This is a genomic window from Roseibium aquae (genome assembly GCF_008711285.1).
Classification (GTDB): domain Bacteria; phylum Pseudomonadota; class Alphaproteobacteria; order Rhizobiales; family Stappiaceae; genus Roseibium; species Roseibium aquae.
The window spans coordinates 143,243-165,652 of sequence record NZ_VXDC01000002.1 but is presented as its reverse complement, the minus strand read 5'-3'; the positions used below and the strand labels follow the sequence as shown (position 1 = coordinate 165,652).

The following is a 22,410-nucleotide window of genomic DNA, read 5'->3' as shown; positions in this document are numbered from 1 at the left end:
AGGGGTCTTCTGACATATGAAGATCAAATGCCCGGAGTGCAGCACCACCTACGACATCAAGCCGGCCATCCTGGGCACAGAGGGCCGGAGCGTGAAATGTGCGCGCTGCGGAAATCGCTGGTTCGTTTCTCCACAGGATAATGCCGCCGAAGAGGATCCCTCTCCAGTCGGGGATACAGATCGCGGCGACATGAAGGACTGGACTGACGATGCTGCGGAAGACTCGTCCTCGTGGAGCGAGGGTGAGCAAAAAGCGGACGACTGGGATGATGCGGACACTGGCGCGCCTGAAAAGCCTGCCCCGCGGGCCGCTGAGCGGAAAGCAGCTCAGCAGAAGGCCGCGCCCCAATCCGAAGCTGCCGCGCCCGAGGCGGGAAAGCAGCCGGTCGATGTCGAATCCTTTGCCAACCGGCCGAAAATCAAGGTCAATCCCTATAAATTCCGCCGTGACCGGATCGGTGCCATCCTGACCTGGCTGGCCCGCCGGAATTACCGTCGCATTTCAGGGATCGCGCTGTTTGTCGGGTCGATCGGCGTTCTGGCCCTGCTTGTCCTGAACCGGGCGGCGATCGTCAAACAAGCGCCGGATCTGGCTAGCCTTTATGGACTTGTTGGCCTAGACGTGAACCTGCGCGGGCTCGAATTCAGGGATCTCCGGACCTTTTCCGACGTCAATGAAGGCGAGCGAGTGCTGGTGGTGGAGGGCACAATCCGCAATGTTCTTGAAGGCCCCAACCCGGTTCCCGCCGTTCGCCTGACTATTCGGGGAACAGATTTGCAAGACATTTATTCTTGGACGGTAGAACCACGAACCAAATCGCTCAACGCCCTCGATGAAACCAGGTTCCGGACGATCCTGTCCGATCCTCCTGACGGGGCCAACGACATCCAGGTCCGGTTCATTGACCGCACCCAACGACAGATAGTGCTCGAGTAATATGGCCGTTACGATCAACACCCTGTTCGATGAAGACACGATTTCGACCCGCGTCGAGGATCTGGCGGCGGAAATCGCCCGGAGCAACCCTGACAACCTGCTTGTAGTCGCCGTTTTGAAGGGAAGCTTCATATTCGCAGCGGATCTGGTCAGGGCAATGCATCGCGCGGGCCTGGAGCCCGAGATGGAATTCATTCACCTGTCCAGTTACGGCGCAGGGACCGTCGGGTCGGAAAATATCCGGATTTTGCGCGATGTCGAAAGTGACGTTAACGGCCGGGACATCATTTTGGTGGACGATATTCTCGAATCGGGCCGCACACTGAGTTTTGCCTGCCAAAGGCTTCTGGACCGCGGGGCAAAATCCGTCAGGATCGCCGCGCTTCTCGACAAGCCGCAGAGCAGGAAAATCTCCATTTCGGCCGATTATATTGGTTTTGCCTGTCCCGACAAATTTGTCGTCGGCTACGGCATGGATATGGGACACGCATGGCGGCAATTGCCGTTCATCGGTTACGTGGTTCCGGAAAACGATCCGGAGACCCGTGATAACGAGGGAGACTAGGATGGCCCGCATTCTTCTGACCGAAGATGACGACGCGGTGCGGGGATTTGTAAAACGCGCCTTGGAACTCGACGGGCATTCCGTGGAGGCGGCCGAAGACGGCGGCGAGGCCGTGGACCGTTTGACCCGCGAGAATGGTGCCTTTGACCTTCTCCTGTCCGACATCAAGATGCCGGTCATGGACGGGATCGCGCTGGCCTTGCACACCGCACGCGCTTTTCCCGACATGCCCATCTTGCTGATGACCGGCTTCGCCGATCAGCGCGAGCGAGCGAATGGTCTGGACGAATTGGTCAGGGATGTCATTTCCAAGCCTTTTTCGCTGGCTGACATCCGGCGCGCGGTGCGTCAGGCTCTTCCCAAGTCCCTGCCCGACCACGCCTTGCGGATCGCCTGACCGGCCGGCCGGTTTTTCCGGCAGGCGTTATCCCGGCACAGATGAAAACCCCGGCCAAGAACCGGGGTTTTGGTTTTCAATCTGCCCTTGGACCAGATGGGACAGTTTTGCGGATGACCCCCGCTTGCAGCATCCCAGACACCGGGCTAGTACCGCCGTAACAGGCGTTCAAGATAATCGAGCTCGATTTGCGGCCGGTCCGGGTCCGAGAAGCGGCGGCGCAGCTCTTCCAGGATGCGACGTGCCCTTTGAACGTCGATTTCATCCGGCACCTGCACGCGGTTGCCGAAGTCTGGGCCCTCTGTCCGGCGGGGCCGTCCCAGCGGGTCCTCGTCCATCGGAGAACGGCCTTGCGCCATGCCCGGTCCCTCGCCCTGGCCCATCATTTGCTGGGCCATGCCCTGCGCGCCGCGCCGGAGCGCATCCAGCGCATCGCCTTGCTGACCCAGCGCCTGCTGCCCCTGACCCTGGCCGAGGGAGTCCTGTGCCTGACCCATCGAATCACCGGCTTCGCCGAGAGCTTCGTTTTCCCCCATGCCGTTCTGACCGAGCTGGTCCATGAGCTGCTGGAGCTGCTGCGCCAGATCGCCTTGACCCTGCTGTAGCTGATCGAGCATTTGCTGCAATTGCTCTGCGGTCATTTGTTGCTGGCCCTGTCCGCGTTGCTGCTGCTGGCCCTGCTGACCCTGCTGCTGGTTTTGATTGAACTGGTGGGTCTGATCCATCAACTGCTGCTGGCGCTGGATCATTTCACCGAGTTCGTTCAGCATCTCCATCATCTCGCTGGTCATGCCGTCCGGCATCTGTTGCGGCCGGCCAGCTTGCAGATTTTCCAGCATTTGCTGCATCTGGGCGAGAAGTTCGCGCGCGGCGTCCCGGGAACCGGTGCGCGCCAGTTCTTCGATCCGGTCCAGCATCTGCGAAAGGTCCTGCTGCGACAGGTTTTGCTGCTGCGAATTGAACGGCTGCATGGCCTGGGGGTTGCTGCGCAACTGTTCCGCCAAAGCCTGCATGTAATCGTTCAACGCCTCCCGCAACTCCTGGGTCAGACGTTCGATCTCCTCGTCGCTGGCGCCGTTTTCAAGCGCGTCACGCAGCGCTTCCTGCGCGTCGCGGAGTGCCCGCTCGGCCATCGACAAATCCCCATCCTCGATGGTCAGCGCCAGATCCCAGAGCAAGGGAAGCAGGGACTTCAGTTCGTCATCCGTCCGGGCTGCCACGACCTGGCGATAAGCGTAGTCCATCCCCAGATAGACGCGCGCTCCGACATCGAACGTTTCGGGAGAGAGCATCAATCCATCCAGCGCGGTAATCACCCGGACGTGGTTGTTGGCATCCAGGGCCAGATCCCGGCGCTGTTCGACGATGGCGCGGGCCAGCGGCTTGCGGAAGCGCCGCTGCGGAAGGGTAATCCGATACGCCGGGGAATATCCCTCCTGACCGGCTTCGTCACGCGCAAGGAGTGTAAGGTCCACGTCGGAGCCCGCCCAGGGATGGGATGTCAAATCGCGAATGGTTTCGCCGGTACTCGACGATGCGGAGCGTGGCGGCAGCGAGAGGGGAAATTGCGGTGCATCTACCAGCGGACGGCGGGGCTTGGGATTGGGCGAGGTATCCGGCGCCGGGGCAATCCGGGCCTCCGCCGCAACGACGCCGTAGTCGTCCTGCACCAGGTATTCGAACTTCAAAGCGCCGCTCAACTGCTGTTCGGGATCATCCAGAAGGCGGATATCCGGACTGTCATCCGGACGAACGTCAAAGCCGAACCGGGAAATCTCCGTTTGCCCACGAGCCAGGACGATTGCCCCGGTGTCGTTGAGCTCATGGCTGACCTCGAACGGGACGTCTTCGCCGAGCGCCTCATCCTCGCCGGCGGGCAGGACCGCAACCGGGTCGGCGCCGTCCGAGCCTTCGAAGGTCACGCTCAGATTGCTGAGGCCTTGCGCCCGGATGGTCACAACAGACCCTTCAGGCACGGAAATCAGGGCGCCCGGATCGCGCAGACCCGCACTTTCGCCCGTAAGGTAAATCGGCGGCTCGTTGGTGTAGACCGGCGGGGTCACCCAGGCATCCAGACGGCTGGCGATCTCCTGGCTGCTCAGCGGCACATCAAATGCCGCGCCAAGCCGCATCCATCTGTCCTGACCGGAAGACATGAACCCGACGACAAGAACCATGACCGCCACGACCCGGAACGCAAAAGGGTCCAGCCGGAACGCCTGGGGATCGGGGCGCTTCGCCTTCATCTTGGACAGCGCTGCGCTCATCCGGCGTTTGTGGAGGGTCCACAAAGCCAAGGTGGCCGGGTCATCTCCACCCAGGGAAAGCTCGTCCTCGAAGGCCGTCAAAGGGCGATGGTCGACACCGCTGTCGCGCTCCACCCGGGCCAGCGCCTCTTCGCGGCCCGGCCACCGGACACCCAAAAGCCCGCGCGCGGACCACAAAAACCCGGCCGCCAGACCAACCAGAACGATAACCCGCAGCCAAATCGGCAGCACCAGCCAAAGCCCAAGCCAGGACAAACCCACGAACAAGGCGACCACGATGAGGGGCGGGAAGACGGCGCGCCACACCCGTTCCACAAAGAGGGACATGCGGCTTTGACGAATGACCTTGTCAAGGCGCCGCGCAATAACCGAGGGCGTCAGCTGATCCGGATCAGCGGGCCGCTCGGGGGAATGGCCTGGGTCATTGGTGCTGCGGGTCAATTGTCCGCCTCCGTGTCACGCGTCCTGGCTCAGCCCTGGCGTTCCCACCCGGACTTTGGCCCTCGTCGCCTTATGTAAGGTGAGGCAAAGGACCGGACTCGGCAAGCAGTTGACCCGGTAAACACGGCAGAAATTATGTCACGAACCCGTTAGCCACTCCGGAATCCGGTCCAGACCGATCATATCGTCATAGGTTGGCCGGGGCCGGACGACGGCAAACTCGTCATTGTTCACAAGCACCTCGGGTATCAAAAGGCGGGAATTGTAGGTGCCGGCCTGAACCGCGCCATAGGCGCCCGCCGAAAAAACGGCCAGAAGATCTCCGGCGGCGACAAGCGGAATATCGCGCCCCTTGGCGAGATAATCGCCGGTTTCGCACACCGGCCCGACAATATCGGCCTTCAGCCGCGATGCATCGCCGCCAGGTTCCAGGACAGGCCGCACTTCATGGTACGCATCATAGAGCGTCGGGCGGATCAGATCATTCATCGCCCCGTCGACGATGACAAAGTGCTTGTCATCGCCATCCTTCACGTAAATGACCTTGGTAACGAGCAGACCGGCATTGCCTGCGATCAGGCGGCCCGGCTCGAACATGATCGTGCAATCCAGCTCACGAACATGCTTTTTCACGACTTCGGCATAGGCATCGGGATGCGGCGGCGGGTCGTTGTCGCTCGTGTAGGGAATGCCAAGGCCGCCGCCGAGATCGATGTGATCGATAACATGGCCGTCCGCGCGCAAATCCCGGATCAATCCGCCGAGCCGGGCAAAGGCATCATCGAATGGCTGCAAGTCCGTGATCTGGGACCCGATATGCATGTCGATGCCGGTGACCTTGATCCCCGGCAGGCGGGCGGCGGTCGCGTAGACTTCCCGGGCCCTTTGCCATGAAATCCCGAACTTGTCTTCCGCCTTGCCCGTGGAGATTTTCGCGTGGGTCCTGGCGTCCACATCGGGATTGATGCGCAGGGAAACCCGGGCAACGGTTCCCATGTCCATGGCGACCCGCGACAGCTGATGCAACTCGGGCTCGGATTCCACGTTGAAACAAAGAATGTCCTCGGCCAGTGCGCAAGCCTGTTCCGCCTCGGTTTTGCCAACTCCGGAGAACAAAATCTTGCTGGCCGGAACGCCGGCCGCGCGCGCGCGGCGAAGCTCGCCTTCCGACACCACGTCCATGCCGGCGCCCAGCCTTGCCAGGGTCGCGAGAACCGCCTGGTTGGAATTGGCCTTCATCGCGTAGCAGACCAGCGAGGGGATATCGCTGAAAGCTGAGGTGAAGACCTCGTAATGCCGGGTCAAGGTCGCCGTGGAATAGACATAGAACGGCGTCCCAACGTCGGCGGCAATCCGCGGGAGCGGAACATCTTCGGCGTGCAACACGCCATTCTTGTAAGCGAAATGGTGCAAGACAGGCTCCCATTTGGGGCAAATCCGGGCGCGTTGCCCGGTCAGGATGCGGCAATTAACGGATCAGCGGATCCAGGACAAAGCCTCGAGGTTCGGTGCTCGGAAGCGGTTCGATCGCCGCTCCGGTGGCCGGGTCAACACCTTGACTGATCGCGTCCGGGGCACTCCTGGGATCCTCCAGGCCACCCTTCCGGCCGCATCCGCCAAGGAGGATCGCGCCACTCACCGCCACCAGCAAACATGCCCTGCCCGCAGAATTCATCCGCATCTTCTTTCCCCGGTTGCCCTCAAGCTGCTCGGCCTTCTCCTCGCATGCAAAACGCCGAACGGCAAGGGGCCGCCGCGTCTTGAGCGATCAGGCCTTCTCCGCGGCCAGCGCCTTCAGCCAGCGGCGCGCCTGCTTGCGCACATTAACTGGCGATGTCCCGCCATAGCTTGTCCGGCTGCGCACGGACTTATCAACCGACAGAACCGAGAACACTTCCTGGGTGATTCTCGGCTCAACCGCTTTCATGTCCTCAAGGGGCACCTTGTGCAACTCGACACCCTTGTCAACGGCGAGCGCCACCATCTTCCCGGTCACGTGATGGGCATCGCGAAACGGAAGCCCCAGAACCCGGACCAGCCAGTCCGCCAGATCGGTTGCCGTGGCATATCCCGATCCGGCCGCTTTCTTCATGGTTTTGATCACGGGCTCAAGGTCCCGCATCATGCCGGTCATCGCCGCAAGCGCCAGGGAGATGCTGGCCAGACCGTCGAACGCCTGTTCCTTGTCTTCCTGCATGTCCTTGGAATAGGCCAGGGGCAGGCCCTTCATCATCGTGAGCAGACCCTGCAGCGACCCGTAGATTCGGCCGGTCTTGGCGCGAACCAGTTCGGCCGCATCCGGATTTTTCTTTTGCGGCATGATCGACGAGCCGGTCGAGAATTTGTCCGACAGTTTCACGAAACCGAATTGGGCCGAGCACCAGATCACGATCTCTTCCGCCAGCCGGGACAAATGCATCGCTGTGATCGAGGCGCAGGACAGAGCCTCGATCACGAAATCGCGGTCCGAGACGGCATCCAGCGAATTGGCGGTCGGACGGTCAAACCCAAGCGCCTCGGCCGTCATCTTCCGGTCAATGGGAAACGAGGTCCCGGCCAGCGCCGCCGAGCCAAGCGGACTTTCATTCATCCGTTTGCGGGCATCGCGAACCCTGGACCGGTCGCGGGCGAACATTTCGACATAAGCCATCAGATGGTGGCCGAAGGTGACAGGTTGAGCCGACTGAAGGTGGGTGAAGCCCGGCATCACATCGCCGGCATGCAGCTCGGCCTTTTCCGCCAGGACTTGCATCAACTCCGACAGTTGGTCGTCGAGCGTGTCGAGCGTGTCGCGGACCCACAACTTAAAGTCCGTGGCCACCTGGTCGTTGCGCGAGCGGGCGGTGTGCAGACGGCCGGCCGCCGGACCGATCAGTTCCGCCAATCGGGCCTCGACATTCATATGGATGTCTTCCAGCGCTCTGGAAAACGTGAACGTTCCGCTTTCGATCTCTGACAGGATCGTGTCTAGACCTTGAACGATCGCCTTGGCATCGTCCGGCGTGACAATTTGACGGGCGGCCAGCATGCGCACATGGGCTTTCGAGCCTTCGATGTCCTGCCTATATAGCTTGCGATCGTAGTCGATAGAGGCGTTGATCTCCTCCATGATCGCGTCCGGTCCTTCGGCGAACCGACCGCCCCACATGCGATTGCTCATGCCCTGGCCCTTTTGAAATGCCCCTTGCGAGGACGAAGAAAAATGACGAATCCGACGGAAACCGGACCCCGCTTGAAACCTGGTGTGATTGCTGCCGGCCTTGGCGGTGCCGCGGCCATCGCGGTCGCGGTATACGTGATCGCCAGCCCCGCTGGCAATATCGCCGGCGGCCAAAGCTGTTCCGTCTCCATGGCCGCGGCTCAGGAAACAAAGCCTTTCGCGACCGGTGAAGTCGCCGCGTTTCTGCCCGCGCAGAACCCGCTCCCACTGGACGATCTGGTGTTTCTCGGGCCTGACGACGAGGAAGTCAGTATAGCGGATTTCGAAGGGCGCACCGTCTTGATGAACCTTTGGGCCACATGGTGCGCACCCTGCCGGAAGGAAATGCCGGCACTCGACAAACTCCAGGCGGATCTGGGAGGGGAGGATTTCAAGGTCGTGGCGGTGAATCTGGATCGCGGGGGACCGGAGAAACCAAAAGCGTTTCTGGAAGAAATCGGCGTCAACCGCCTTACCTATTACCACGATGCCTCGAACGGCCTGTTCAAGGACCTGCGGGCAAAGGCGCGCGCAACCGGACTGCCGACAACCATCCTGATCGGGCCAGAGGGCTGCGAAATCGGTACCATGTATGGTCCGGCGGAATGGGCCGACAGCGAAGCTGTGGCCCTCATCAGGGCGGCGATGGCACGCCCCCAAGATTAACGGTCATGGCGCCGGTTAGATTTGGCCGGCGCTGTCACTCACGAACCGAAGAAGTCTTGATCCGGACCGGCGTCAGACGGTGATGTCGACGGCGTTTCCAAGCCCGGGGATCTGCCGGTTCTCACGTTCTTCCTGCTGCTCGGTCGCGTCAGCCTCTTCCAGACGTTCGGCCACCTGGCGTTCCTGCTCGTTTTGATCCCGAATCGCGTTCGTCGCCAGTTCGCTGCGGACATTCGCCGTGCTGTAGGCAGCCGCAGAGCTGGTGCTGTCAGATATGCTTGCCATGATTCCAAACTCCAATGGTTCGCCTTGCGGCACGCCCGGTCCGGTCAAACGACGAGATTGACGCGGTTCCCCAGGCCATTCTGGTCATTTCGTGTCTCGACCCGGTTTTCGAGTTGCTCAGCTTGCCGGGCGAGCGTCTCGGCCCGGCTGCTGCTGAATTGCGCCTGGCGGCCAACGATTTCCGCGACCGCTTCACCCTGGCGGGTCCGGACCGCCTCGGCCTTTTCGGCCATCCGCTCGTTTTGCGGAAGGACGGTCGATTGACTAAGCGCCTGGGCGGACGAATATCCAATTCCCTCAGGCATGAGTACTCCAGTTCTTGGATAATACTCGCCTATATGTCACCACTTGCACCCGAAAGAAAAGTAAAGGGAGGCAGCTGCTTCAGGATAGAGAAAAGAAGCCGCTTACCTTATCGGAGGGTATTTAATAAAATTTTAGATAATTCCGATCATCGGCATGAAAACAAAGGTTTTTTGAAAGAAGGTCAGCTTGATTTCGATCCAAAAAGCCATAACACGCCCCGGCTTCACCGGAGCCGAAAAAATACGATACCGACCACTAGGAGTTTTCGTTCAGTCAAAGACGATCAAGCCGTGACGTCGATGGCGGTGCCAAGGCCCTGAGGGGGGGCTGCCTGCGCCGATTCGAGACCCTGGGCGCCGGCCTCGAGAAGAGCGACGACACCAGCTTGCTGGTCGGCGGACATCTTCAAGAGTTTGGCCTGCAGTGCCTGGCCGGTTTGAGCCTGGGTGCTGGCTACGTAGGCATTGGCAAGGCTGACAGTATCCATCGGTCAACTCCGGTTTCCACCACCGCACCATGTCGGGAAACGGTAAACGCAACGTTAAAAGTTTGCCGGATCAGACCAGGGACTTGCGCTGCAGTTTGCCGGATGGCGTCCGGGGCAAGGAGCTGACAAACCGATAGGCTTTCGGCCGCTTGTACTCGGCAAGGCAACCGCCCGCATGGGCGGCAAGAACGGTGGCATCCTCAAAACCGGGATCCCGGGGAACGACAAAAGCGGTGATCAGATGAACGCCGGGTCTCGCCTCCACCGAGGTGACCGCCACTTCCGCCACCTCCTCGTGGCGCATCAAGGCCCGCTCAACCTCCTCGGGCGCCACGCGGTATCCGAATGCATTCATCACGTCATCTGCACGCCCTTCGTACCAGATGTAGCCATCCCGATCCTGCCGGGCCCGGTCTCCCGTCAAGAACCAATCGCCCCGAAACGCGGATTCAGTCTCACCGGGGCGATTCCAATAGCGCAGCATCAAGCCCGGTTCGGACCGATGAACGCTCAGCAGCCCCACCGCATCGGCCCCCGCCTGTTCGGGCGTCTCGCTTGCCTCACTGAGAATGGCGACCCGCCGCCCCGCTTGCGGCTTGCCGGGCGATCCGGGGCGAACAGGCACGGTCGGGCCGGATGAGATATAGGTGGAGATTTCACTCATCCCAAGCGCCTCATACAGGGGACGGCTGGTTCGTGTTGTCCATTCCAGATGAAGATCCGCTGCCAGAGCTTCCCCGGCGGTCAATCCATGCCGGAGGGCTGGAAACGATCCGGCCGTGACATCGGCATATTTCAATATCCGCCGATAGAGGCTCGGAACGGCAGCGAAAAGGGTCGCGCCCGATGCCTCCAGCAAACGCGGCCACACCGCAGGATCACGCGGCCCGGAATAAACAAGACTGGTTGCGCCATTGGCCCAAGGGTCCATAAGCCCCACGCCGAGCGTATAGGTCCAATTGAAAGCGCCGGCATGAAGCAAACGGTCCGTGCGTTCCAGCCCGTACCAGTCCGCATACATGGGACTGCGCGCTGCCGCTGCCCGCTGACCGTGCAACACCCCTTTGGGTGTCCCGCTGGTCCCGGAAGTGTATATCAGAAAGGCCGGATCGTCCGGACCGGTGTCTTCAAAGCCCGGTATCGCGCCGGTTTTCAGGGCTTCGGGGGACAGGAGAGGGAGGCTGGAGGCCGGAAGCGCGGTTTTCCCGTCATGGACGACGAGCGCCGCGCCGCTGTCGGACAGGATCTGGCCCGCCTCCACGGAAGTCAGAAGATCGGATGTGGGGACGGGAACGAACCCACCGGCAATCGCGCCAAAAAACACCAGCGGAAAATCGCTGCTGTGCCCCAGGCGGATCAACACCCGGTCGCCGCGCCGCAGTCCGGCGGATTGCAGCCCCCCTGCGATCCGCAGAATGGTGTCGCGCAGGACCCCATAGGTCCAGGTTTCAAGACCCTCGCCTTCGGGTCCGATCACCTCCAAAGCCACATCGGCGGGATCCGGAGATGCGTTTTCAAGGCAGTATCGGGCGAGGTTCATGCGCCGCGGATCAGCGGGTTGGCACCGGGACGTCGCCACGGTAATCGTAAAAGCCGCGCTGAGCCTTGCGGCCGAGCCAGCCGGCCTCAACGTATTTTACAAGAAGCGGGCAGGGCCGGTACTTCGTGTCGGCAAGCCCCTCGTAAAGCACCTGCATGATCGACAGACAGGTATCCAGACCGATGAAGTCGGCGAGCTGCAAGGGTCCCATGGGATGGTTTGCGCCCAGTTTCATCGCCTTGTCGATCGAGTCAACCGAGCCGACACCCTCATAAAGCGTGTAGATTGCTTCGTTGATCATCGGCAGAAGAATGCGGTTGACCATGAAGGCCGGGAAGTCTTCGGCGACCGCCGTCTGCTTGCCTAAACGGTCGCAGAACGCCTGGGAAGCCTCGAATGTCTCGTCTTCCGTCGCGATCCCGCGCACTAGTTCAACCAACTCCATCAACGGCACCGGATTCATGAAGTGGATGCCGATAAACCGCTCTGGTCGATCGGTCGCGGCCGCCAGACGGGTGATCGAGATGGAAGAGGTGTTGGTGGCCAAAATGGCTTCGGGCTTCAGAAGCGGGCAAAGCTGGGAAAAGATCTTCCGCTTGACCTGCTCGTTCTCGACAGCCGATTCAATCACGAGATCTGCGTCGCTCAGTAGATCGAGATCCGGGGCTGGCTTGATCCGGTCGAGGGCCGCTTTGCGCTGATCTTCCGTGATCAGTTCCTTTTGAACCTGGCGGGCCAGGTTGCCATTGATCGAGGCGAGCCCCGATTCGATGCGCTCCAGGGAGATATCGCTGAGGGCCACGTCATAGCCACCAAGCGCACAAACATGGGCAATGCCGCTGCCCATTTGACCCGCGCCAATGACACCGACTTTCTTGATCTCGACCACCATACTGCAATCCGTTTGTTCAAACGATCCCTGTGACCGTTATTGCCGGGCTAGTTTTGGCAAGTCTCGGGCCCAACGGCAAGAACTCTCCGGCGAAATCGTCCGTTCGCCGGAGGGAATTTTGGGAATGAGGTTGTTCCGCCTATTCGACGGCTGCCTTCAGTTCCGGCAAAACGTCGAACAGATCGGCGACAAGCCCATAGTCCGCCACCTGAAAAATCGGCGCTTCCTCGTCCTTGTTGATCGCCACGATGATCTTGGAATCCTTCATCCCGGCCAGGTGCTGGATGGCACCGGAAATACCGCAGGCGATGTAAAGATCCGGGGCGACCACCTTCCCGGTCTGGCCAACCTGCCAGTCGTTCGGGGCATAACCGGCATCCACCGCGGCCCGCGAAGCGCCAACGGCAGCACCAAGAGCATCGGCCACCGGCATGATGACTTCCTGGAACTTCTCTTCCGATCCCAACGCGCGGCCGCCGGAAATGATGATCTTTGCAGATGCCAGCTCCGGACGATCCGATTTTGAAAGCTCTTCCCCGACGAACTGAGACAGATCGGATCCGCTCCCCACAGTCGCCTCTTCGATCGAAGCCATTCCGCCGTCCCCGGCCGCGGCGAAGCTTGCCGTCCGCACGGTGATGACCTTTTTCGGATCGGTTGACTTCACGGTCTGGATCGCATTGCCCGCGTAGATCGGCCGCTCAAAGGTTTCGGCGTCGATAACGGCAGTGATTTCAGAAACCTGCATCACATCGAGCAGAGCCGCGACACGCGGCATGATGTTTTTGCCGTTTGTCGTCGCCGCGGCGACGATCGCGTCATAGTCACCGGCCATGGCAACAATCAGATCGGTCACCGGCTCGGCGAGCATGTGGCCCAGCGCATCGCTGTCGGCAACCAGAACCTTGGTCACGCCTTCAAGCTTGGCGGCCTGTTCGGCAGCGGCTCTCACGTCCTTCCCGGCAACCAGAACATGAACATCGGACCCGAGCGCTGCCGCCGCGGTCAAGGCCTTGGCGGTCGCGTCGTTCAACCCGGCGCCGGAGACTTCGGCCACAAGAAGTGTAGTCATGATTTGTCCTCCTGTGACGGGCCCTTAAAGGACACCGGCCTCATTCTTGAGTTTATCAATCAGCTCGCCAACCGATGCGACCTTCACGCCGGCCTGGCGTGCTTCAGGCTCGGCCGTCTTGATAACGGTCAGGCGCGGCGTGAGATCGACCCCGTAATCCGCCGGTGTCTTCTCGGCGATCGGCTTCTTCTTCGCCTTCATGATGTTCGGGAGCGACGCATACCGCGGTTCGTTCAAGCGCAGATCGGTGGTCACGATGGCTGGCATCTTGAGTTTGACGGTCTGCAAACCCCCATCGATTTCGCGGGTCACATCGACGGTGCCCTCGCCGAGCTCAACCTTGGAGGCGAAAGTCCCCTGGCTCCAGCCGAGCAACGCCGCCAGCATCTGGCCGGTCTGATTGCAGTCGTCATCGATGGCCTGCTTGCCGACGATCACAAGCCCTGGCTCTTCTTCCTCCACGACCTTCTTCAAAATCTTGGCCACCGCCAGGGGCTCGACCGAGTCATCGGTCTGCACAAGGATGCCGCGGTCGGCGCCCATCGCCAGACCTGTCCGCAGGGTCTCGGTCGCCTGCTTTGGTCCGATCGATACGACGATCACTTCGTCCGCCTTGCCGGCTTCCTTCAACCGCAGCGCCTCTTCGACGGAGATCTCGTCAAACGGGTTCATCGACATTTTCACATTGGCAAGATCGACACCCGAGCCATCCGGCTTCACGCGGACCTTTACGTTATAGTCAATCACCCGTTTTACGGGCACAAGGATCTTCATTGCCTCTCAACCTTTTGCTGGGCCGGCAGGGGTGCCAGGCCGCCTCCTCCGGCTTAGCCGCCACAATGCCCGAACGGGCAAAATGGCGGAATTCAGCCAATCATGGCGCTCGGTGCGGGACGGTACTGACCCAAACAGCACGTGTCAACGCTGGCCTAACGGAAGGTTGGCCAAAAGAGCGGGGCCCGCCCGGGACCCGTCCGGCCACCTTCCCTCAACCCGCTTTCAAGCCTCGGTCGAACAAGGGCACGCCCCGGCGGCGCAGAAAGACAACGAGCACGCACCCGGCCGCCATTCCCCCAATATGTGCCGACCAAGCGACGTTGCTTTCTGGCCCGAAAGCGGCATTCACCACTTGATATACGACCCAGGCGCCAAGGACCCATTTGGCAGATAGCCGCAGCGGGATCCGCCCCAGCACGAGCACCCAGACCTTCACCCTGGGATGCAGCATGAGATAGGCGGCAACGATGCCCGAAACCGCTCCGGACGCGCCAACCAGCGGAATATCCGACCCATAGTTGGCGAATGTGTAGGCCAGCCCGCCGGCGGCCGCGCACAGGAGATAAAACAGCAGATACTTCACATGCCCCAGGGCGTCCTCGATGTTGTCACCGAACACCCAGAGGAACACCATGTTGCCGATCAGATGCCACCAGCTGCCGTGCATGAAGGCATAGGTGACGATCGAGAAACTGTCCGGAAGCACCTGCAGCTCGGGCGGAAGGCCTTTCAAATCGAGAAAAACGCTCGGCACCAGACCATAGGAATAGGCCGACGCGTTAAGCGCGGCTTCCGCGCCGCCCCGCTGGAGAACGGTGAAGGCAAGGATGTTCAGGGCAATCAGAGCCAGGTTGACGACGGGCGTAGTGACATGCACCAGGCGGTTGTGGTCATGAAGAGGAAGAAACATCTGCGCGGATTCCAAAGAGCGATCCCCGCACTTTAGTCCCTGCGCCTGTGGTTTCCAGACTTATTCGCATCCCGGCCGAATGGAACATGCCCTAGCGGTTTTTGCCAGGCACCCACAGCACATCGCTTTCGCCCTTGCCGTTCAAGTAGCGGGAGGCGACGAAGAAGAAATCCGACAACCGGTTCATGTAGCGGATCGCCGCCGGATTGATCGTTTCCTGCCCGGCAAGCTCGGTCATCAGCCGTTCGGCCCGGCGGGCCACGGTCCGAGCCAGGTGCAGATAGGTGGCGGCCGGACTGCCGCCCGGCAGCACGAATGAGCGCAAGGGCGACAATTCGGAATTCAGCCGGTCGATGGCCGCTTCGATGGCCTCCACCTGGCTGTCGACAATGCGCAGGGGCTCGTATCCCAGGTCCTGACCGGTTTCGGGCGTCGCCAGATCCGCGCCGAGGTCGAAAAGATCGTTTTGAATACGGTTCAGAACCGCATCAATTTCCGGATAGGCGTGCCCGGTGTGCAACCGGACCAGCCCGACGACGGCGTTGGTCTCGTCCACGGTGCCGTAGCTTTCCACGCGCAGATCGTGCTTTGGCCGCCGTTCGCCGGAGCCCAGCGCCGTGGTGCCATCGTCACCGGTCTTCGTGTAAATCTTGTTCAAGACAACCATAGTGCCCCCACAGGTCCATATTCATTTTCAAGACTGGATCCCGGCCTGTTATCGCGCGGGACCAAAGAAATAGAGCCCGCCCATCACAAGCACAATGACAAGGAACTGCAACCCCACGCGCCACCGCATCAATTGCTGCGAACGGTTCGCGGAACCCCCACGCATCATGTTCCATATGCCCATCAACAGAACCAGGGCAACGGCGGCCATCCCCACAGGCACGAGCGCATTCACGATTGCGGCCATATCTTTTCCTAACGTGTGTTGTTTGACCAGCCTAGAGGAAGTGTCGCCGAAGCCGGTGTGTTCAAGGCCGTAGCCCGGAATTATTCCTCTGCGTCCGCGGCCCGGATGCAAAAACGATCCAAGAGCCCCGTTGGCAAGATCCGTTTTGCAACCGCCATGACTGTTGTTGGAATGGTCACATGATAGCGCGCTTTCGGGCGTTTGGCTTCCAGGGCATGTATGAGCCGCTTCACCACCGCCGCCGGCGGCAGCTTGAAAGGACCTGGCTCGCCGGCCTCCATTCGCGCCCGCCGCTTTTCATAGGTGGTCCGATGCACCGACGCCTGCAATCCATCCGGCCCGATCCATCGGTCGAAGGCTGAAAGCGCGTTTTGCGTGAACCTCGTATCGATCGGACCGGGCTGGATCAACGACACATGGATGCCGCTCCCCGCCAATTCCTGCCGCAGCGTGTCCGAATAGGCCTCAAGAGCGAACTTGGAGGCCGTGTAGGCGCCGCGATACTTCAGCGCAACAAAACCCAGCACCGAAGAGCACTGGACGATCCTTCCATGGCCCCGGACACGCATGGCCGGGATCACCCGGCGGGTCAAATCGTGCCAGCCGATGAAATTCGCTTCGAACAGGGCCCGAAGCGCCTCCACCGGGATATCTTCCAAGGCGCCGGGAACCGCGTAGGCACCATTGTTGAAAACGGCGTCCAACCCCCCGTCGCACGCCGTGAGCACCGCTTCGGTTGCCGCTTCGATACTGGCCGCATCCTGGTAATCGAGCCGGAACGCCTCAAACCCGCAGTTCAAAAGAGCGTCCACATCTTCCGGTTTCCGCGCGGTCGCGAAGACCCTCCAATTCCGGCCGCGCAGGATCCGGGCCGCTTCCGCGCCTATGCCGGAAGAACACCCGGTGATCAGAACGGTTCGAGCCGGGCTGTTCGTCATAGCGTCGGTGGGCATGCGAAACGGATCCAATCAGATTAACAAAACCGCGGGCACGATCGCCCGGTCAGATTGCCTCGCCCAAGAGCAGCTTCGGGGTCGGACCGGCCAGACCGGCGGCCTCGGAAATGAAGCGCGACTTGAGCGACGGCATCCGGTCCACGAGCGCGAGGCCGAAGTCGCGCACGGCCCGGATCGGATCCATGTCATTGGAGAACAGCCGGTTCAGCACATCCGTGACGACACCCATCTGGTAGGTGTCGAACCGCCGCCAGCGTTGATAGCGATCAAGCACGTCGAGACCGCCCAAATCCTGCCCGATGCGCCGGGCATTGACGAGAACCTCCGCCAGGGCCGCCACATCCTTGAACCCCAGGTTCAGTCCCTGACCGGCGATCGGATGAATGCCATGGGCCGCATCGCCAATCAGGGCGAACCGCGGTTTCACGAAATCGCGGGCCAGCCGGAGCCCAAGCGGGTAGGCTTGGCGTTTGCCATCCAGTTCGAGCTGGCCAAGATGATGGCCGAACCTGCGCTCCAGCTCCAGCTCGAAGGTGAACGCGTCACTGTTCACCAGACGGCGCGCGTCCGCCGTCCGCTCCGTCCAGACAAGGGACGACCGGTTTCCTTTCAAGGGCAGGATCGCGAAAGGCCCGGCCGGCAGAAAATGTTCCTCGGCCCGGCCGTTATGGGGCCGTTCGTGCCGGACGGTCGTGACGATTCCGGATTGCCCGTAATCCCAGTGGACGGTTCGGATGCCTGCCAGATCACGGAGCCGGGAGCGCACGCCATCGGCGGCCACCAGCAGGCTGGCCGTGACCGCCCCTCCGGTTTGAAGTGACAGTGCCACGCGCTCTCCACGGGTGGCGAATTCCGTCACACTGTCGGGTGTGATGAAATCCACGCCCAGTCCCGCCGCCTTTTGATGCATGGCCGGCAGCATCACGCTGTTGGGCGTCATATGCGCGAATGGCTCGCCGTCGGTCACTTCTCCCCCGAATGTCAGGAAAACCGGGCGAACCGTGTCCCTCAACTTGCTGTCCGTCACGATCATTTCATTGATCGGCTGGGTTTCGGGCGCAATGTCCGCCCAGACGCCGAGCTGGTCCAGCATGCGGACCGCAGCCGCCGCGATGGCGGAAGCGCGCGGATCCTGCGCCAAAGCCTCGCCGGGCTTGGGATCCACGACCGCAACCGCGATGGCCGGATCGCCGGTCTTGAGTGCCAGCGCGAGCGAGAGGCCGACATACCCGCCACCTGCGATGACGACATCATAGTTCCGATCCGCGGCTTGCGACTGTGCCATGTGTTCTCTCCCGGGCGGTGCCCTTACCTTTGGGAAGCTTGACTTTGACGTCAGGTGACGCCCAAGACTGCTCAAAGCACAGCCCGATCGGTCCCGACCGGGCCATTGTTCCCGTCCTATTTAGCAAGGATCGCGCCGATGAACACGGCCATTCATACGCTCCTCGACATCCTCGATCTGGAACGGCTGGAGGAAAACCTTTTCCGGGGCCGGAGCCCGCAAGTCGGCTGGCAGCGCGTCTTCGGCGGCCAGGTGATCGGCCAGGCCCTGGTCGCCGCGTCGCGGACCGTTGTCGAGGATCGCCACGTGCATTCGCTGCACGGTTATTTTCTGCGGCCGGGCGACCCGGAAGTCCCGATCATCTATGAGGTCGACCGGATCCGGGATGGCGGCAGCTTCACCACCCGCCGTGTGGTCGCCATTCAGCATGGGCATGCGATCTTTTCCATGTCCGCCTCGTTCCAGATCGCAGAAGAGGGGCTGGAACATCAGGTCGAAATGCCGCAGGTGCCCCAGCCGGACGACCTGCCAGGCGACAAGGATCTGAAGGAAAAATTCCTCTCCATCGCGCCGGAAAATGTCCGCAAGTACTGGGAACGCGAGCGGCCGATCGAGCTTCGTCCCGTGGACCTCACCCATTATTTTTCCAAGGAGAAACTGCCGCCCAGGCAGTATGTCTGGGTCAGGGCGACGGGTGTCCTGCCGGACGATGAGCGCATCCATCAGTGCGTCCTCGCCTATGCCTCCGACATGACCCTGCTCGACACGTCCCTGTTTCCGCATGGAACCTCTGTCTTCAGCCCGAAGATCCAGGCGGCAAGCCTCGACCATGCCATGTGGTTTCACCAGCGTTTCCGGGCCGATGAATGGCTTCTATATGCAACCGACAGCACCCAGTCCGGGGGCGCAAGGGGTTTGAACCGGGGCATGCTCTTCACCCAGGACGGAAAACTGGTCGCTTCGACAGCGCAAGAAGGACTGATACGGCTGAGGCGGAAACCGGAAAACTAACCCGGTCAGCGCGCCGTGAACCCGCTGATCGCGAGTGGGTTTTCGGTCATGGCCCGAGGGTCGGGCGTATCGGGCAGCAGCGCGCCGGAAAAAGCCTCAAACAGCTTGCGGATAAAGCCTTCAGGCAAGTCGTAGGTGATAAACACCATCCGCGTGCGATGGTCGTCGTCCGGCCAGGCCTCAAGGGTCGCGGGCGGGTGAAAGACATGCTGGACACCGTGGATTACCACCGGCCGTCCCGGATCTTCGGCCAGCTTCACCACACCCTTCATGCGCAGGAGTTTCGGTCCGTGGGCGGACCGCAAAAGGTCGAGGAACATCTCCAGCGAGGCCGCCGAGATCGGCCGGTCCGTGGCCAGCGTGAACGCCCGGATCTTGTCATCATGCCGGTTCACATCGTGGGCATGATCGTGATGGTGCCCGTGGCCATGCCCGTGGCCATGCCCGTGGTCATGGTCATGGTGCTTGTGCCCATGGCCATCATCAAAGGCCTCCGCGTTTAGCCATTTCGCCACGTCCGGAATTTTGGTCTCGGGATTGTATAGACCCGCATCGAAAAGTCTTGAGGGAACTGCCTCACCCTTTTGGGTATCAAGGATCCGGGCGCCGGGATTGAGGTTCGTCAAGCGGGCCAGGAGGGGCCCGGGATCCCGGGCCGGATCCTTTTCAAGAAGATCGGTCTTGGTCAGAACAATCCGGTCGGCAACGGCTGCCTGCCGCCGTGCTTCTTCATGTTCTTTCAAGGTGTCCAGGCCGTTCACGGCATCGACCAGCGTCACCACGCTTTCCAGCCGGTAACGCAGCACAAGATAGGGGTGGAGCATGACCGTGTGGAGGATCGGCGCGGGGTCGGCCAGACCCGTCGTTTCGATCACAACCCTCGCGAGCCGGTCCATCCGGCCATTGTCGACACGCCGGAGAAGGTTTTCCAGCGTCGTCACCAGATCGCCGCGGATCGTGCAGCACAAACAGCCGGAGGATAGCTCCAGGATACCGTCACCTGCCTGATCCACCAGCAGGTGATCGAGCCCGATCTCGCCAAATTCATTGATGATGACCGCCGTGTCGGCCATCGCCGGGTCCTTGAGGATGCGATTGAGCAAGGTGGTCTTTCCCGATCCCAGAAACCCTGTGATCACGGAAAGCGGGATCGGTGGCTTCGGGCCGCGAGGCTTGGCAGAGACAGGCGCGGATTGCGATTGAGACATGGAACAGGTCCTGGACGATCGGGAAAGCGATATCCCATGACCTAATGTACCTCACTGCCGGATAGAAGCACCCATGACAAGAAAACCATGGTCGGCCGGGCTTCGGAGCGGGCAGTCCGATCAGACGATGAGGGCTGCCCAAGGGGCTTGTTCGCGCTTTAAGCGCTGATCGGCTTGGGATCCCCGCTTTCCGCCGTGGTGAGGTCCGTCAGATCAATGGGGGTCAGTTCGTCTTCAATCGAGACAGGATTGCCGTCGGGTTGATCCGCCACCGCCTCGTCTTGCACCGGCAATCCATCCGGATCCGGTTCCCCCGAATCCGCGCCGGACGCATCGTCCAGATCGCAAGGCATGTCGTGTTCGAACGGATCGTCATCATTGGCCACCGGAACGGTTTCCCGGACCGCCAGCGCCGCGCGGCGCAACAACGCGATCACCTCCTCGACCGAGCGGCCGCTTTCGAGCTGGTCGGCCGAAAGCTCGGCCAAATCAGCCAAGGCTATGATAGTCGCAGAAGACTTTGGTTCATACATCGGTCAGCTCTTCTAGCTGCAAGACTGGCTTCGAGCCATTGGTGGCGTGATCACTTTTTCGCGCAACTGAGGCCGTTCGAGATCACCATGAACCCTGCGCGAGGATTCCGGTTCCATAGACTTTTATGATCAAGGTTAAAAAATCTTTAAACACAGGTCTTTATGACCTGTTCTTGGGAATCTGAGCCAGGTATCATCACCGATCAAGAAATAGCCAAAAAAGGTTCGACTAGGCCTAATTTTTCCGCGGGCTTGGTGCGGGAACAGGAACGGCAAAGCCGACACTGCCCCGAAAGATCGCGCCGGGAGAGGGGGTGATGACGGCGGCTGGAAGCTCAACCGCGGCTCCGGGGCGGGAAACAGCCGCCGTCTCGCTGGCATTCTGTACGACCCGCCCGAACCCGGGCTTTGCGTTCGGAACAGGGATCACGGCCAGCTCGAGCCGGGGAGCTGCGACGCCGGAAGGTGTTCCGAGGGTGAGCGGTATAGGGTTAAACGCGATGCGGCGCGGCCCGATCGTCCGATCGAGAATCAAGCCCCAGTCGGTCTTGCCGTTGGGCAGGGTCCAGCTGTCCGGGGTCTCGTTCTGCGGAGCCTTGGGCTGCGCTCCGGGCAGCACGAGGTCGCCGGCGGAGGTGGGTGCAGCAAAGGACAGCGCGCTCGCAAGTCCCCTTTTTGGCGAAGCCTTTTGCATGTCATAGCGAGCCATGATGCCTTCGGCGCCCGGTTTGGCGTTGCGCCGGCAATAACCGTCGGCAGGTGGCGGAGTGCCGCTGCTGGGCAGACTGGTCACCAGCGGCCCCTGCCGGATCCGGAAACCCTTGTCCATCAACTCACGCGTATGGGCAATCCGCTCCAGCCCGGACGCGGCTCCCAGAACCACCGCAATCAACGTACGTCCACGACGGGTGGCGGTTGCCGCGACATTGAAGCCGGAATTGCAGATGTAGCCGGTCTTCATTCCATTGGCCCCGGGCACGCGGAGAAGATATTCCCGGTTGGCAGACCGAAGCGTCTTGTTGCCGAACTTCAAGCCGGGCTGTTGGTAAAGATCGCGCGCCTCGGGAAAATCGCGCCAGAAGGCCTGGGCGAGGATCGCCATATCCCGAGCCGTGGACACCTGCCGGTTGTCGGGCAAGCCATGCGGATTGTAGAAGCGGGTGTCGGACAATCCCATGCGCCGGGCTTCCGCGTTCATCATGTCGATGAAGGCTTGTTCGCTTCCGGCAACGGCTTCGGCGAGCGCAACCGAGATATCGTTCGCCGATTTGATCATGATGATCTTCAGAGCAGCTTCCACTGTAAAGGTCGTGCCGACCTTGAAACCCATCTTGCTCGGTGGCTCGGCCAGGGAGTTCGCGGACTGAACGACAGGCGAATTCAAGGAAATGCGGCCTTCGCGGACCGCCTTGTAGGTGACATACGCGGACATGATCTTGGTCAACGAGGCCGGATACCATTTGCGCGTGGCATCCTTCTGGTCGAGAACCCGCCCGGTTTCCGCATCGATGACAATATGCGCGCCAATGGCCGCATATGCGGAAACCGGAAGAAAGCCGATCACCAAACCGGCCGCCAGGGTAGCGATCCACGTTTTTGGACGTCGAAGAAGACTTGAAAACACCGCGTTCCTCGCCTGTCGTCGCTTCGGTTGACCTTACGCCAGTGCCCCCATCCATAGCGAAAATGGGGCGGTTTGGCAAAATCAAAGCAAAGCTATCCAAAAATGGAATTGCCTCCATTCTAGGCAATTGCTCATTCAA

The 22,410-nt window shown here is 61.1% G+C and carries 23 protein-coding genes; 5 read left to right on the top strand and 18 right to left on the bottom strand.

Annotated elements, in window-relative coordinates; translation table 11 throughout:
- The first annotated feature begins 16 nt into the window (after positions 1–16).
- Genes F0184_RS04460 through F0184_RS04450 form a run of 3 tightly spaced genes read left to right on the top strand, consistent with a single transcriptional unit; the run spans position 17 to position 1,899 of the window.
- A complete protein-coding gene (locus F0184_RS04460) occupies positions 17–937 on the top strand; it encodes a zinc-ribbon domain-containing protein (protein WP_150494960.1) in 921 nt (306 codons plus the stop codon).
- A 1-nt stretch (position 938) separates the two neighbouring features.
- Positions 939–1,502 (top strand): hypoxanthine phosphoribosyltransferase, encoded by a 564-nt coding sequence (hpt, locus tag F0184_RS04455; protein ID WP_150494959.1) that lies wholly within the window; start codon positions 939–941, stop codon positions 1,500–1,502.
- Position 1,503: 1 nt separating this feature from the next.
- A complete protein-coding gene (locus tag F0184_RS04450) occupies positions 1,504–1,899 on the top strand; it encodes a response regulator (protein ID WP_150494958.1) in 396 nt (131 codons plus the stop codon).
- A 146-nt stretch (positions 1,900–2,045) separates the two neighbouring features.
- On the opposite strand, the gene F0184_RS04445 is transcribed toward F0184_RS04450, so the two are convergent.
- The 3 genes from F0184_RS04445 to argH form a co-directional block, all read right to left on the bottom strand.
- Entirely contained in the window at positions 2,046–4,607 is a 2,562-nt protein-coding gene (locus F0184_RS04445; RefSeq protein WP_208998318.1) for a TIGR02302 family protein, read from the bottom strand.
- A gap of 138 nt (positions 4,608–4,745) precedes the next feature.
- Positions 4,746–6,020, bottom strand: a complete 1,275-nt coding sequence (gene lysA, locus F0184_RS04440) for a diaminopimelate decarboxylase (protein WP_150494957.1) — start codon at positions 6,018–6,020, stop codon at positions 4,746–4,748.
- Positions 6,021–6,375: 355 nt separating this feature from the next.
- Positions 6,376–7,767 carry an argininosuccinate lyase gene (gene argH / locus F0184_RS04435; protein ID WP_150494956.1) on the bottom strand — a complete coding sequence of 464 codons (1,392 nt, stop codon included), beginning with the start codon at positions 7,765–7,767 and terminating at the stop codon, positions 6,376–6,378.
- Between the two features lie 42 nt (positions 7,768–7,809).
- Here argH and tlpA point away from each other — a divergent pair, with 42 nt between their 5' ends.
- The gene (gene tlpA, locus F0184_RS04430; protein WP_150494955.1) at positions 7,810–8,472 is read left to right on the top strand and encodes a thiol:disulfide interchange protein TlpA; all 663 of its coding nucleotides are present in this window, start codon (positions 7,810–7,812) and stop codon (positions 8,470–8,472) included.
- Positions 8,473–8,544: 72 nt separating this feature from the next.
- Here the strand turns inward: tlpA and F0184_RS04425 are convergent, their stop codons facing one another.
- The 12 genes from F0184_RS04425 to F0184_RS04370 all read right to left on the bottom strand — a co-directional run bounded on the left by F0184_RS04425 (position 8,545) and on the right by F0184_RS04370 (position 17,895).
- On the bottom strand, positions 8,545–8,757 hold the full coding sequence (locus tag F0184_RS04425; protein ID WP_150494954.1) for a hypothetical protein: 213 nt from the start codon (positions 8,755–8,757) through the stop codon (positions 8,545–8,547).
- Between the two features lie 44 nt (positions 8,758–8,801).
- Positions 8,802–9,062, bottom strand: coding sequence for a hypothetical protein (locus F0184_RS04420; RefSeq protein WP_150494953.1), 261 nt, complete (start codon positions 9,060–9,062; stop codon positions 8,802–8,804).
- 284 nt (positions 9,063–9,346) lie between these two features.
- Complete coding sequence (locus tag F0184_RS04415) at positions 9,347–9,550, bottom strand: putative motility protein (protein WP_150494952.1); 204 nt, start codon at positions 9,548–9,550, stop codon at positions 9,347–9,349.
- A 70-nt stretch (positions 9,551–9,620) separates the two neighbouring features.
- Complete coding sequence (locus tag F0184_RS04410; protein WP_150494951.1) at positions 9,621–11,090, bottom strand: class I adenylate-forming enzyme family protein; 1,470 nt, start codon at positions 11,088–11,090, stop codon at positions 9,621–9,623.
- 10 nt (positions 11,091–11,100) lie between these two features.
- Positions 11,101–11,982 carry a 3-hydroxybutyryl-CoA dehydrogenase gene (locus tag F0184_RS04405; protein WP_150494950.1) on the bottom strand — a complete coding sequence of 294 codons (882 nt, stop codon included), beginning with the start codon at positions 11,980–11,982 and terminating at the stop codon, positions 11,101–11,103.
- Between the two features lie 139 nt (positions 11,983–12,121).
- Positions 12,122–13,054: an electron transfer flavoprotein subunit alpha/FixB family protein gene (locus tag F0184_RS04400; RefSeq protein WP_150494949.1), complete on the bottom strand. Its 933-nt coding sequence runs from the start codon at positions 13,052–13,054 to the stop codon at positions 12,122–12,124.
- A 24-nt stretch (positions 13,055–13,078) separates the two neighbouring features.
- The gene (locus F0184_RS04395; RefSeq protein WP_150494948.1) at positions 13,079–13,828 is read right to left on the bottom strand and encodes an electron transfer flavoprotein subunit beta/FixA family protein; all 750 of its coding nucleotides are present in this window, start codon (positions 13,826–13,828) and stop codon (positions 13,079–13,081) included.
- Positions 13,829–14,042: 214 nt separating this feature from the next.
- Complete coding sequence (locus F0184_RS04390) at positions 14,043–14,741, bottom strand: rhomboid family intramembrane serine protease (protein ID WP_150494947.1); 699 nt, start codon at positions 14,739–14,741, stop codon at positions 14,043–14,045.
- Positions 14,742–14,832: 91 nt separating this feature from the next.
- Positions 14,833–15,408, bottom strand: coding sequence for a cob(I)yrinic acid a,c-diamide adenosyltransferase (locus F0184_RS04385; RefSeq protein WP_150494946.1), 576 nt, complete (start codon positions 15,406–15,408; stop codon positions 14,833–14,835).
- 48 nt (positions 15,409–15,456) lie between these two features.
- A complete protein-coding gene (locus tag F0184_RS04380; RefSeq protein ID WP_150494945.1) occupies positions 15,457–15,654 on the bottom strand; it encodes a twin transmembrane helix small protein in 198 nt (65 codons plus the stop codon).
- A gap of 80 nt (positions 15,655–15,734) precedes the next feature.
- Entirely contained in the window at positions 15,735–16,607 is an 873-nt protein-coding gene (locus tag F0184_RS04375; RefSeq protein ID WP_371871050.1) for an SDR family oxidoreductase, read from the bottom strand.
- A 49-nt stretch (positions 16,608–16,656) separates the two neighbouring features.
- Complete coding sequence (locus F0184_RS04370; protein ID WP_150494944.1) at positions 16,657–17,895, bottom strand: ubiquinone biosynthesis hydroxylase; 1,239 nt, start codon at positions 17,893–17,895, stop codon at positions 16,657–16,659.
- A gap of 138 nt (positions 17,896–18,033) precedes the next feature.
- Here F0184_RS04370 and tesB point away from each other — a divergent pair, with 138 nt between their 5' ends.
- Positions 18,034–18,906, top strand: a complete 873-nt coding sequence (gene tesB / locus F0184_RS04365) for an acyl-CoA thioesterase II (RefSeq protein WP_150494943.1) — start codon at positions 18,034–18,036, stop codon at positions 18,904–18,906.
- 5 nt (positions 18,907–18,911) lie between these two features.
- Here tesB and F0184_RS04360 read toward each other — a convergent pair whose 3' ends face one another.
- From F0184_RS04360 to F0184_RS04350, 3 genes are all read right to left on the bottom strand, one after another.
- The gene (locus tag F0184_RS04360) at positions 18,912–20,114 is read right to left on the bottom strand and encodes a CobW family GTP-binding protein (protein WP_150494942.1); all 1,203 of its coding nucleotides are present in this window, start codon (positions 20,112–20,114) and stop codon (positions 18,912–18,914) included.
- A gap of 158 nt (positions 20,115–20,272) precedes the next feature.
- Complete coding sequence (locus tag F0184_RS04355; RefSeq protein ID WP_150494941.1) at positions 20,273–20,647, bottom strand: DUF4381 domain-containing protein; 375 nt, start codon at positions 20,645–20,647, stop codon at positions 20,273–20,275.
- A 235-nt stretch (positions 20,648–20,882) separates the two neighbouring features.
- Complete coding sequence (locus F0184_RS04350; RefSeq protein ID WP_208998317.1) at positions 20,883–22,211, bottom strand: D-alanyl-D-alanine carboxypeptidase family protein; 1,329 nt, start codon at positions 22,209–22,211, stop codon at positions 20,883–20,885.
- Positions 22,212–22,410 lie beyond the last annotated feature (199 nt).

Bases quoted from the DNA above. Each gene is read 5' to 3' on its own strand.
- F0184_RS04460 (WP_150494960.1), top strand. From the start codon at position 17: ATGAAGATCAAATGCCCGGAGTGCAGCACCACCTACGACATCAAGCCG.
- hpt (WP_150494959.1), top strand. From the start codon at position 939: ATGGCCGTTACGATCAACACCCTGTTCGATGAAGACACGATTTCGACC.
- F0184_RS04450 (WP_150494958.1), top strand. From the start codon at position 1,504: ATGGCCCGCATTCTTCTGACCGAAGATGACGACGCGGTGCGGGGATTT.
- argH (WP_150494956.1), bottom strand. From the start codon at position 7,767: ATGAGCAATCGCATGTGGGGCGGTCGGTTCGCCGAAGGACCGGACGCG.
- tlpA (WP_150494955.1), top strand. From the start codon at position 7,810: ATGACGAATCCGACGGAAACCGGACCCCGCTTGAAACCTGGTGTGATT.
- F0184_RS04425 (WP_150494954.1), bottom strand. From the start codon at position 8,757: ATGGCAAGCATATCTGACAGCACCAGCTCTGCGGCTGCCTACAGCACG.
- F0184_RS04420 (WP_150494953.1), bottom strand. From the start codon at position 9,062: ATGCCTGAGGGAATTGGATATTCGTCCGCCCAGGCGCTTAGTCAATCG.
- F0184_RS04415 (WP_150494952.1), bottom strand. From the start codon at position 9,550: ATGGATACTGTCAGCCTTGCCAATGCCTACGTAGCCAGCACCCAGGCT.
- F0184_RS04410 (WP_150494951.1), bottom strand. From the start codon at position 11,090: ATGAACCTCGCCCGATACTGCCTTGAAAACGCATCTCCGGATCCCGCC.
- F0184_RS04405 (WP_150494950.1), bottom strand. From the start codon at position 11,982: ATGGTGGTCGAGATCAAGAAAGTCGGTGTCATTGGCGCGGGTCAAATG.
- F0184_RS04400 (WP_150494949.1), bottom strand. From the start codon at position 13,054: ATGACTACACTTCTTGTGGCCGAAGTCTCCGGCGCCGGGTTGAACGAC.
- F0184_RS04395 (WP_150494948.1), bottom strand. From the start codon at position 13,828: ATGAAGATCCTTGTGCCCGTAAAACGGGTGATTGACTATAACGTAAAG.
- F0184_RS04390 (WP_150494947.1), bottom strand. From the start codon at position 14,741: ATGTTTCTTCCTCTTCATGACCACAACCGCCTGGTGCATGTCACTACG.
- F0184_RS04385 (WP_150494946.1), bottom strand. From the start codon at position 15,408: ATGGTTGTCTTGAACAAGATTTACACGAAGACCGGTGACGATGGCACC.
- F0184_RS04380 (WP_150494945.1), bottom strand. From the start codon at position 15,654: ATGGCCGCAATCGTGAATGCGCTCGTGCCTGTGGGGATGGCCGCCGTT.
- F0184_RS04375 (WP_371871050.1), bottom strand. From the start codon at position 16,607: ATGCCCACCGACGCTATGACGAACAGCCCGGCTCGAACCGTTCTGATC.
- F0184_RS04370 (WP_150494944.1), bottom strand. From the start codon at position 17,895: ATGGCACAGTCGCAAGCCGCGGATCGGAACTATGATGTCGTCATCGCA.
- tesB (WP_150494943.1), top strand. From the start codon at position 18,034: ATGAACACGGCCATTCATACGCTCCTCGACATCCTCGATCTGGAACGG.
- F0184_RS04360 (WP_150494942.1), bottom strand. From the start codon at position 20,114: ATGTCTCAATCGCAATCCGCGCCTGTCTCTGCCAAGCCTCGCGGCCCG.
- F0184_RS04355 (WP_150494941.1), bottom strand. From the start codon at position 20,647: ATGTATGAACCAAAGTCTTCTGCGACTATCATAGCCTTGGCTGATTTG.